Source organism: Acinetobacter sp. GWC1_38_13 (genome assembly GCF_001767535.1).
Taxonomy (GTDB): domain Bacteria; phylum Pseudomonadota; class Gammaproteobacteria; order Pseudomonadales; family Moraxellaceae; genus Acinetobacter; species Acinetobacter junii.
Window position 1 is genome coordinate 37,464 of the sequence record NZ_MELG01000049.1, and the last position, 11,288, is coordinate 48,751.

An 11,288-nucleotide genomic window follows, 5' to 3' on the forward strand; every position below is an offset into this window, starting at 1 on the left:
TATTGTTCCTCATGAGTGAAAAACAAACCCGCTGCCCTAAATGCTCAACCGTGTATAAAGTGACCCCTTCACAACTCAGTGTTGCTCAGGGCATGGTTTGTTGTCCTAAGTGCGTTATTAACTTTAATGCTCTGACCAATCTTTTAAATACAGAGACAAACGAAACGATTCCTACACAAACCAATCGTTCGCTATTCTCCTCTATTCAACCTGATAGCAGCTTTGCTGAAAAGCAAATGCAAATTTTAAGTATTTTCGATCAAAAAATTGAAAACTCAAATATCGATCTTTTGACCTATCTAAACAATTTAAATTATTTTAATACTGAGCCTGTCACGGCTTTACCAAATTTAAATTTATCCGAAGATGCTTTATTGGTTGATCATGAACCAACATCGAAACAACACGGGTGGCTATATTACAGTCTTTGGGGGATCGGTAATATTGTCCTCATTTTGGTTTTCGCTTTTCAAATCTTATGGTTTAACCCAAAGCTTATGCATGAAAGCCCTGCTTTAAACCGTATCTTTAACTATGCATGTGGTGTTTTGACTTGCAAAACACTAGATGAACAATACAAATATCTAAGTTTTGAGAAAGTTAAAGTTAAACGCTACAGTAAAAACGAAACAATGTTTTCGGGTGTGCTGATCAATCATCATAAAGATAGTGTCTTGATTCCTTCGATTAGACTCATCCTTAAAGACAAAGGTAAGACCGTTACGGATATCACACTCAAACCCCAAGACTATTTAGTAGACAGTCTAAAACCGATTCAACGCATCCCTTCAAACAGCCCATTTAAATTCGAATTTACCGTTGAACAAAGTAAAAATAGCTTCGACAACTATAGTTTAGAAATTGTACAGCCCTAAAAGCATAAAAAAGTGACAAAAAAATAAAAAAAAGTGCAGTTAATTTGCTCACTTTTTCGCAGACAGTGGTATGATACGCGCCACGAATGCTTTGACCTACTTACTCCTCGTTATTTATAAACAATAAAATCGTTAAACGAACTGTGCTTTAATACTATAAGCGCATTGTTGGTTTTTTTGTTTTTGAAAGTAGGCTGTAACAAATATTTAACTATTGTTACGCTTATTTTTTACACAATTCGAGGATTTGTGGCAAGCTAATAGTCCTTTTGTTTTAGAGTCACTGTTTTAGGATCTAAAACAGGGCTCAGTAATTTAGACCACATTTATATATCACTTTACCCAAGTGATATTTGATTTTTCGGATTAACACGCATGAATAGCAAATCTCCTATTTTTACGGCTCAATCTGATGTCGCTCTTCGCATCCATGTAGATCGCGCAGTTCGTCATTATTTTGCACAGTTGCAAGGTGAGCAACCATCTCAAGTATATGACATGGTTTTAGCAGAAATGGAGAAACCTCTTTTATCTGTGGTCTTAGAATATACTCGTGGCAATCAAACTCGTGCTGCCGAGATTTTAGGCCTTAACCGTGGTACTTTGCGTAAAAAGTTAAAAGCTCACGGTTTAATGAGTGAATAATTGATAAAATGCTCACGTTCTCGTGGGCATTTTTTTATGCTTAATTGTTTTAATCTGTAGACTTCAAACTGTTGACCAAAATCATGACTATCAAACGTGCTTTAATCTCTGTTTCCGACAAAACTGGAATCGTTGAATTCGCTCAAAACCTTGCTGCTCTAGGGGTAGAGATCTTATCTACTGGCGGTACTTATAAGTTGCTGAAAGACAACAACATCGCTGTCGTAGAAGTTTCTGAGCATACAGGTTTCCCTGAAATGATGGATGGTCGTGTAAAAACACTACATCCTAAAATTCATGGTGGTATTTTAGCTCGTCGTGGTCTGGACGAAGCTGTAATGCAAGAACACAACATCGATCCGATTGATTTGGTGATTGTAAACCTTTATCCATTTGCAGCTACAGTTGCAAAACCAAACTGCTCTCTTGCAGATGCGATTGAAAATATCGATATCGGCGGTCCAACTATGGTTCGCGCCGCTGCGAAAAACCATGCCTCAGTTGGTATCATTGTGAATGCATCTGACTATGATGCTGTAATAGCAGAGTTAAAGACAAATGGAGCTCTTTCTTACGAGACTCGTTTTGATTTAGCAGTTAAAGCATTTGAACATACTGCTCAATATGATGGCATGATCGCATCTTATTTAGGAGCACGTGTTGGTAAAGCTGAGGGTGAAGCAGATTTATTCCCTCGCACGTTCAATACGCAGTTAAATAAAGCACAAGATTTACGTTATGGTGAAAATCCACACCAAAATGCAGCGTTCTATGTTGAAGCAAATGCTAAAGAAGCATCAGTTTCAACTGCAAAGCAATTACAAGGTAAAGAACTTTCTTATAACAACATCGCTGATACTGATGCTGCACTTGAATGTGTAAAATCATTTGCAAAACCAGCTTGTGTCATCGTTAAACATGCAAACCCATGTGGTGTTGCTGTTTCTTTAGATGGCATTAAGGCAGCTTATGATCTTGCATATGCTACAGATCCAGAATCAGCATTCGGTGGCATCATCGCATTTAACCGTGAATTAGATGTAGAGACTGCTCAAGCGATTGTTGATCGTCAGTTTGTTGAAGTGATTATTGCTCCAAGCATTGCAGAAGGTGTACTTGAAGTCACTGGTGCGAAGAAAAATGTCCGTGTCATGGTTTGCGGTGAGCTTCCAGCGATTGATGCACGTGCGCCGCAACTTGATTATAAACGTGTCAATGGTGGTTTGTTAGTTCAAGATCAAGACTTAGGCATGATCACTAAAGATGATCTTAAAGTTGTGACTAAACGAGCGCCAACTGAACAAGAAATTGATGACATGATTTTTGCTTGGAAAGTTGCAAAATATGTGAAATCAAACGCAATTGTTTATGCCAAAAACCGTCAAACCATTGGTGTAGGTGCAGGTCAAATGAGCCGCGTGAACTCTGCTCGTATTGCTGCGATCAAAGCTGAACATGCTGGTTTAGTGGTCGAAGGTGCAGTTATGGCATCAGATGCATTCTTCCCATTCCGTGATGGTATTGATAACGCTGCAAAAGCAGGTATCAAATGTATCATCCAACCAGGCGGTTCTATGCGCGACGAAGAAACGATTGCTGCAGCAGATGAAGCTGGTATTGCAATGGTCTTCACTGGTATGCGCCACTTCCGTCACTAATAGATTTAAAAAATCCCTCTTGCGATGTTTTAGTTGCATCTCAAGGGGGAATTTTCTATTTTTAGTGGATGTACTTGAGATACTTAAAAAGGAAATAAATTAATAATGAATATTTTAGTTTTGGGTAGCGGTGGCCGTGAACATGCACTTGCATGGAAAATCGCACAAGATGCACAAGTGACTAAAGTTTTTGTTGCGCCAGGCAATGCTGGTACTGCAACTGAAGACAAATGTGAAAACGTTGAACTTGATATTTTAGATAATCCAGCAATTATTGCTTTTGCCAAAGCAAATGATGTTGCTTTAGTGATCGTAGGACCTGAAGCTCCATTAGTAAACGGTGTTGTGGATGCAGCACGCGAAGCTGGTCTAAAAATTTGGGGTCCAACTCAATACGCAGCTCAGCTTGAAGGTTCAAAAGCATTCGCTAAACATTTCTTAAAACGTCATAACATTCCAACTGCTTTTTATGATGTATTTACTGAAGTGGATGCTGCTAAGGCTTATGTCGAGCAGAATGGCGCCCCTATTGTAATTAAAGCTGATGGTTTAGCCGCTGGTAAAGGCGTTATCGTTGCGATGACAAACCAAGAAGCATTTGATGCCATTGATGATATGTTAGCGGGCAACAAATTCGGTGATGCTGGATCACGTGTTGTGATTGAACAATTCCTCGAAGGTGAAGAAGCAAGCTTCATTTGCATGATCGACGGTAAAAACATTTTACCGATGGCAACTTCACAAGACCATAAGCGTATTTTTGAAGGTGACCAAGGTCCAAATACGGGTGGTATGGGTGCGTACTCTCCTGCTCCAGTTGTTACACCGGAAGTATTTGAACGCGTAATGAACGAAGTTATGCGTCCTACTGTTGATGGTATGGCAGCAGATGGTCATGTTTATACTGGTTTCTTGTATGCTGGTTTAATGATTGATGAACAAGGTCAACCACGTGTGATCGAGTTTAACTGTCGTTTTGGTGATCCTGAAACTCAACCGATCATGATGCGTTTAAAATCATCTTTAGTTGATTTAGTAGAAGCTGGTATTGCTGGTAACTTGCCAAGTGAAGCCGAATGGGATGATCGCAAATCAATCGGCATTGTACTTGCAGCTGAAGGATATCCTGAAACTGTACGCAAAGGTGATGTGATATCAGGTATTGGTCAATCTCCAGAAGATACAAAAATTTTCCATGCAGGTACTGCAACGACTGAAGATGGTCATGTGATTACTGCAGGCGGTCGCGTGCTTTGCGTGACTGCGCTTGGAGACACCGTTCTAGAAGCTCAAATCAATGCACTAGAAGTATGTGGTCAAGTGACATTTACAGGTATGCAGTATCGTAGTGATATTGGTTATCGCGCAATTGCACGTGAAAAAGCAGAATAAGCTTTGGTTAATTAACAAAAGCCTTCTTCGGAAGGCTTTTTTATTCTTTAATGAGCATAAAAATCATTTCCTTATTCATTATTTAAATATTAAATTCAGAAAAATATATATCACTAATTCAATAAAATCTGACATTTCCACCATTAGAAAAAACTATAAAAGTATCATTTATTTACTTTTACCAAAATTAAACTATTTTTCTAATAATCATATATTTATACCCATAAGTAGAAAATAGAACACTATAACAGAACCCAAATTATTGTTATGATTGCCAAAATTTTCGGCGAGTACTTTTAGTTATATGCATATTTTTTTATATATGAATAAGAATATGAAATTTAACTCGAAAAGTATCAGCTAATCTCGATTTGATATGAAAATTATTGAACTAATGTGCTTAAGTCAAATTCTTAAGATCAACGTTCTTAATTTTCTGTTGTTGCAAATAATTCGATCAGTCGCCTGTTCATAACACTAAATTTTGAACCGACTCACCTCTTTGTAACAAGAACCCTATAGCTCTTAAGTAATGCATTAGCGGATTATTTACTAAGCATTATTCCGATTAGGATTTACACATGAAAAAGCTAATTAGTCTTTTTTTAAGTGTGTCTGTGTTATTACTTGCAGCGTGCAGTAAACAACCTGACACCAAAGCAGAACAAAAAAATGAAGCGGGTGGATTACAAACCGTTGTAATGGCATCAACAGGTTCAGATGCTGATATTTGGCGTTTTATTGCGACCTTGCCAGAAACTAAAGCTGCTGGTATCAAGCTTGAAGTGAAAAACTTTACAGACTATGTAGCAATGAATACAGCTGTAGCAAATAAAGAAGTTGATGTGAATGCATTCCAATCATATGCTTACCTTGTTGCTTTCAATGCTTCAAATCAAGATAAGATTGCACCAGTTTCAACGACGTACTTAGAGCCTATGGGCATCTACTCAAGCAAAGTCAAAAAGGTCGAAGAGTTTGCTGAAGGTGCTTCTATCGCGATTCCAAACGATGCAGCAAACGAAGCTCGTGCGTTATTGTTATTACAAAGTGCTGGTTTGATCAAATTAAAAGCTGACTTTGATCCAGCAAAAGGCACACCAAGCGATATTATCGAAAATACGAAAAAACTCGATATTAAACCAATTCAAATGGCAACTGCTGTACGTGTTAAAGATGAAGTTGATGCGATTGTATTGGGGAATACCCTTGCAATGGAAGGCGGCTTGAATGTTCTAAAAGATTCTATCTTTTATGAACCAATTGACCAAAGCACGAAGCTGAATGTCAACATTTTAGCTGTAGCTGATTCAAGAAAAAATGATCCCGTATTACAAAAGCTTGGAACTCTTTATCACACTGAAGCGGTGAAAAAATATGTTCAAGAACATTTTGCTGGTACGAAAGTTGACGTGAATAAACCTGTTAGTTATCTCACAGAAACAAATTCGTAATATAATCTGTATAGGAAACAGGCAAATCACTTTGCCTGTTTTTTTCATTTTTGCTTAGTATTGACGATATGATCCAATTTAAAAATATTTCAAAGCATTACCAGCTAAAAGGTCAAACGATCAACGCTCTGGATCAAATTAATTTAGAGATTCCAGAAGGCAGTATATTTGGCATTATTGGGTATAGCGGTGCGGGGAAAAGTACGCTAATACGTTTGATTAATCTGCTTGAACGCCCTACTCAAGGTCAAGTCATTATCAATCAGACTGATTTTACGGCTTTAGATGCCCGTAGCCTTCGTCAAGAACGTGCAAATATTGGCATGATCTTCCAGCATTTCAATTTATTACAGACCAAGACGGTATCTGAAAATATCGAGATGCCGCTAAAATTACTGGGTCATAGCAAAGTTGAACGTGAAAAGCGTTTGAATGAGCTGTTAGACTTTATTGATCTAAAACATAAGAAAGATGCATATCCAGATGAGTTGTCTGGCGGTCAAAAGCAACGCGTGGGTATTGCACGTGCACTGGCCAATCATCCTAAAATCCTGCTTTGTGATGAGGCAACTTCCGCTCTAGATCCTCAAACCACAAAATCTGTGCTAGCATTATTAAAGAAGATTAATAAAGAGCAGAATATTACGATTGTTATGGTGACCCATGAAATGGATGTAATTGAATCTGTTTGCGATTATGTTGCGGTCATGGAAGCGGGCAAAGTGATTGAAACTGGTCCAACTTTAGATATTTTCAGTCAGCCTCAACATCCCACAACCAAAACCTTTATTCAAACTGTTTTACAACAGCAATTGCCGATTAATATTTTAGATAATTTAGAACACCAAAATCACAATAGTATCTATAGCTTGCAATTTCTCGGCACGTCAGCCCAAGAAACTGTTATTCAAGCCGTCATTAAAAAATTTGATATCAGCTTAAATATTCTTTTTGCAAACATGACTGAAATTAATGGCACTGTAATCGGACAAATGTTTATTCAACTTTTGGGCGATCAACTCATCATTCAGGAAGCAATCAAATTTCTTGAGGGTCAAGGTGTAAAAGTTGAGCAATCAGGAGTCAGTCAATGAGAGATTTAATTGTACAGTGGCTCACTGAAGTGACAGCTCCTTTTTGGAAAAGTGCTTTAACAATCGACCAGTTTGTTACAGCATTACAAGAAACATTTCAAATGGTTTTCTTCGCTTTATTGTTCGGCTGCATTTGGGGATTCATTCAAGGCATAACTTTAGTTGTTACGCGTACAGGTGGTATTTTACAGAATAAAGCAATTTACTATGCCATAAACCCCATCGTAAACGCACTCCGCTCTTTGCCCTTTATTATATTACTGATTGCTGTTATCCCGTTGACTAAACTGTTAGTCGGTACATCAATTGGGACATGGGCTGCGATTGTGCCTCTAACGATTTATGTAGGACCATATTTAGGTCGTCTCATCGAAACATCTTTACTTGAAGTTAACGAAGGGATTGTTGAATCTGCACAAGCAATGGGAGCTTCGCCTTGGCAAATTATTTTCAAGTTTATCATTCCTGAAGCACGTAGCTCCCTTATCCTTAACTTAACCACTGGCACAATTTCTTTAATTGGCGCAACGGCGATGGCAGGTGCAGTTGGTGCGGGCGGTATTGGTGATTTAGCGATTTCATACGGTTATCAACGCTTTGATACTAGTGTGGTCATCTTAACCGTGATCGTGCTATTGCTTTTAGTTCAATTCGTTCAGTCTTTTGGTGACTGGTTAGCTAAACTTCGATAAGTTAAAACATCAAAAAACTCTCAAAATGATCTTAGTTTATTTTGAGAGTTTTTTATTTACATAGGATAGTAAATCTCATTTGCAGCCTTGAAGGTATTTACATGTAATGGTACCAAATCCTCTAATTGTTGATATCCACCAGCCAAAACAAACAAAATTGGGATTTTCATTTTTTTTGCCATATCAAAAACCAAATAGTCTCGAGCATATAACAATTCTGTCGTAAACCATTTAGACCCATACTTATCATGCTGATGGCAATCCATCCCTGCTTGATAAATAATTAAGTCTGCTTCCCAACGAGAAGCGTATTGAAATGCCTCAAATACGGCTTCTCGATATAAATCAAAATTTCCATTTTTTGGATGAATATAGCGCGTCAGACTACGCTCACCAGCTTTACAACCGAATCGAATCCCAAAAATTCCAAAATTCACAAGATTACTCAGGCGGTTAGTGAAAATGGCAGTACCATCACCACCGTGTTGGTCACAATCCAAAATAAAAATGCGCTTTTCTGGATATTGTTTTGCCACCAATGCTAGGCCATTAAAAGTACAATATGCAGCACCAGACTCATAACTAGCATGATGAAAACCTTGGGCAATATTGGCTGCCACACCCTCTTTAAAAGCGATCTCAGCAGCAACCAACTGTCCTGCTTGTACTGACAAAATTGCATCACGCAATTGTTCATTCCACGGTTTAAATCCTTGGATAGTTGCGAAAGAACTTTCACCTGTTACAAAGGCGTCAACAAACTGAGGGTTGTGTAACTTTTTTAAAATCTGAACATCTATTATTCCAGGATCAACAAATTCTACCATTTGTTGGTGGTGCAAGACCTCCGCCACAGCTGAAAGCTTCTCCATACTGTTGGTATGTGTCTTTGCGTAATATCGAGGTGAATAACAAGCTTTTAGCATGGATGCTCTACGCATAACTGATCTCGAGCAATTTCCATCAATTGACTCAATTCAGTTGAATCAGGTCTAAATAGCCCATTATCGACTTGTTGCTTGAAATGATAACCAAAAGCACGCGCTCGATTTTGAGGAGATACAGCTAATGTCGTCAGTCTTAAAAACCAAAAACCATTCATCTGAGAAATCGGAATCACATAACCTTTATATTGTTTATTATTTGATTTTTCTAAGTTCTCTATCTCATATTGCGCAGAAAACAGACTCCCTGCTGGTAACCGTACACCATTCATGATCAAAGGAACTAAACTGATACAGGAATGATTATCACCCATATTCATTTTTTCCATCATTATCGGTTGATCATGTTCATCTACAAAAATATTTATCTCGCCTTGTCTAAGAAGTCGATGATGTGCAATTCTTAAAAAGAACTTCTCAGCCATAGGACAGGAACCTACTTTAGGCTTCTCGGTCAGCGCAAGACATTCGATCATATCTAAGACTGTTGAATCTTGTGGAAGAATAATATCTGCAAGTAACTGACATATCAGTATACTTTCTTCTAACTCTGCATATTGATGTAGTGTTCTTAATTTCGATTGAAAATCATATTCTTGTTGTAGGTTTTGGGTAAATGTTTCTTGGGGATTCAAACGAGTTAAACTCTCAATCACTTGTGGATTTTGATCCAAATTGCGCCATGTAGATAACTCCAAACCATATGACGAAGATTGATTTAAAATATTTCTTAGTGCTTTGGTATCGTAGTCATCAAAAATGCGTAAGTCTTGAAAGCCAATTAAATCACGTGGTTGTGAAACAAACTCCGCTATTACCCGTGTGGCTTGTGTATAACCACATCCCCGTCTTTCAGTTTGATGGCTGAAATGTTCATTCAACATTTCAGTGAGTTTTGCTGATAAGGGATGCAAATATTTTTTAAAAATAGTGACAACTTCATGATCAACTAATTCAGACATAATCCCTCCTCATTCTTCTTATATCCCACAAGCACCACTTCATCCCTTTCATTTATTCATAATTATTTATTTAGATATATCAGCTCGAGTTTATTATTCAAATATCGAGTTTCCGTTCTTTGTCAAAGCCCCATAAAAATCATGATCTTATAAAGACTTCTGATCTCATATTCATGCAATTTACTACACTTGTCAACCTTAAATACAACCCTAGATTAGATAGGTCATATAATGACGTGAAAGGTCAATAAGTCACTTGATAAGCTGTTCATGCTTTTGCACTTGTCACAATTTGGACTTACACTGTTAAGTAATGATTTTCTGATTGATCTACAAAAGTTATTTTAATAACTGTTTTAGGGATAGTTTATGCAATACAAAATCCACGTTATCGATGTTAAAAACAACCTAAAAAATTACATTTGGTTGTTAGAAGACACACGTACAAATGAAGTGATTGTTGTAGATCCAACAGAAGCGAAACTAGTCACGGATTTTTGTGAAACACATCAATTACACCTTAAACAAATTTGGCTGACGCATTGGCATCCTGATCATACAAATGGCGTAGAAGGCTTGTTGGCTGAGCAAAACATTCTGGTTTATGGTCCGCGTGATGAGCTCAGTAAAATTCCCTATCTTTCAAACCCTTTACAGCATGATTATCATTTTTTCTTTAATGATTTAAAAATTGAAGTGATTGCAACTCCTGGGCATACGTTAGGTCATATCACTTATTTTATTGAAGAAATAGATTCTTTGTTTTGTGGAGATACTTTGTTTGCAATGGGATGCGGTCGCTTATTTGAAGGTACTGCTGAGCAAATGTATCATTCATTGAATAGATTAGCAGCTTTGCCTATTCAGACAAAAGTATATTGTACTCATGAATATACACTTTCGAATGCTGAATTTGCGTTAACCATAGAACCTCATAATATTGCTCTTCAAGAACGTTTCGAGCAAGTAAAAATGCTAAGAGAATCAGATCAAATCACTCTACCCTCTACGATAGAACTTGAGCTAGAAACTAATCCATTTTTACGCACAGAAAATGCTGAAGAGTTTGCCCGCATTCGTAGTCTGAAAGATCAATTTTAAAATTTTAGGTTAATCAATAATTTCATTTTCCAACCTAGCCATATTGTGGAAAATGAAATTATTTTTTACATATATTTTCCCAGATTTATTGCTTTTCAGCTTATCGAATATCACTTAAATTTTTTAATTTTTCAATATAATACAATTATTTATTTTTTAATTCTCGAAAATTAGTATTAAAAATTTACTCTAGTTTTACATTATTTACATCTAGAAAAATAAATATATGCAATCCCCCTTTAAAAAAAATTCATCAACCCCTATTAATGAATAATGATTCACAAGGAGTACTGGTTATGAAAAACAGAGTTGTTAAAGCAAAAAATTTATTGGCTTTCCGTATTTGGTTAGAAAAATTAGGTTATTCGGTGAAAAATTTAGCAGACAATCGCGGGTTCACTTTCAGTTTTAAAAAAGAATACGGCTTGGTTACAGGTGACTTATCTGGAAATGCTTTAGCAATGCAACTCG

At 37.1% G+C, this 11,288-nt stretch carries 11 protein-coding genes; 9 read left to right on the plus strand and 2 right to left on the minus strand.

The window, feature by feature from the left end:
* Positions 1-11: 11 nt before the first annotated feature.
* From A2003_RS05035 to A2003_RS05065, 7 genes are all read left to right on the plus strand, one after another.
* Positions 12-875, plus strand: a complete 864-nt coding sequence (locus A2003_RS05035) for a DUF3426 domain-containing protein (protein WP_087540420.1) — start codon at positions 12-14, stop codon at positions 873-875.
* A 375-nt stretch (positions 876-1,250) separates the two neighbouring features.
* Entirely contained in the window at positions 1,251-1,520 is a 270-nt protein-coding gene (gene fis / locus A2003_RS05040; RefSeq protein ID WP_001086304.1) for a DNA-binding transcriptional regulator Fis, read from the plus strand.
* An 83-nt stretch (positions 1,521-1,603) separates the two neighbouring features.
* On the plus strand, positions 1,604-3,178 hold the full coding sequence (purH, locus tag A2003_RS05045) for a bifunctional phosphoribosylaminoimidazolecarboxamide formyltransferase/IMP cyclohydrolase (RefSeq protein WP_005402339.1): 1,575 nt from the start codon (positions 1,604-1,606) through the stop codon (positions 3,176-3,178).
* A gap of 105 nt (positions 3,179-3,283) precedes the next feature.
* On the plus strand, positions 3,284-4,570 hold the full coding sequence (gene purD / locus A2003_RS05050) for a phosphoribosylamine--glycine ligase (RefSeq protein ID WP_004955161.1): 1,287 nt from the start codon (positions 3,284-3,286) through the stop codon (positions 4,568-4,570).
* 581 nt (positions 4,571-5,151) lie between these two features.
* A complete protein-coding gene (locus A2003_RS05055) occupies positions 5,152-6,024 on the plus strand; it encodes a MetQ/NlpA family ABC transporter substrate-binding protein (RefSeq protein WP_004955163.1) in 873 nt (290 codons plus the stop codon).
* Positions 6,025-6,092: 68 nt separating this feature from the next.
* Positions 6,093-7,118: a methionine ABC transporter ATP-binding protein gene (locus A2003_RS05060; protein WP_004912274.1), complete on the plus strand. Its 1,026-nt coding sequence runs from the start codon at positions 6,093-6,095 to the stop codon at positions 7,116-7,118.
* A complete protein-coding gene (locus A2003_RS05065) occupies positions 7,115-7,810 on the plus strand; it encodes a methionine ABC transporter permease (RefSeq protein ID WP_004912277.1) in 696 nt (231 codons plus the stop codon). Before A2003_RS05060 ends, A2003_RS05065 begins: the two co-directional genes overlap by 4 nt.
* A gap of 56 nt (positions 7,811-7,866) precedes the next feature.
* Here the strand turns inward: A2003_RS05065 and A2003_RS05070 are convergent, their stop codons facing one another.
* Both A2003_RS05070 and A2003_RS05075 read right to left on the minus strand, forming a co-directional pair.
* A complete protein-coding gene (locus A2003_RS05070; RefSeq protein WP_286686894.1) occupies positions 7,867-8,736 on the minus strand; it encodes an arginase family protein in 870 nt (289 codons plus the stop codon).
* A complete protein-coding gene (locus A2003_RS05075) occupies positions 8,730-9,716 on the minus strand; it encodes a hypothetical protein (RefSeq protein WP_286686895.1) in 987 nt (328 codons plus the stop codon). Before A2003_RS05075 ends, A2003_RS05070 begins: the two co-directional genes overlap by 7 nt.
* A 369-nt stretch (positions 9,717-10,085) precedes the next feature.
* Here A2003_RS05075 and gloB point away from each other — a divergent pair, with 369 nt between their 5' ends.
* Together gloB and A2003_RS05085 are read left to right on the plus strand one after the other, a co-directional pair.
* Positions 10,086-10,817 carry a hydroxyacylglutathione hydrolase gene (gene gloB / locus A2003_RS05080; protein ID WP_151738640.1) on the plus strand — a complete coding sequence of 244 codons (732 nt, stop codon included), beginning with the start codon at positions 10,086-10,088 and terminating at the stop codon, positions 10,815-10,817.
* Between the two features lie 296 nt (positions 10,818-11,113).
* On the plus strand, positions 11,114-11,288 hold a 175-nt coding region (locus tag A2003_RS05085; protein WP_286686907.1), incomplete at its 3' end, for a hypothetical protein.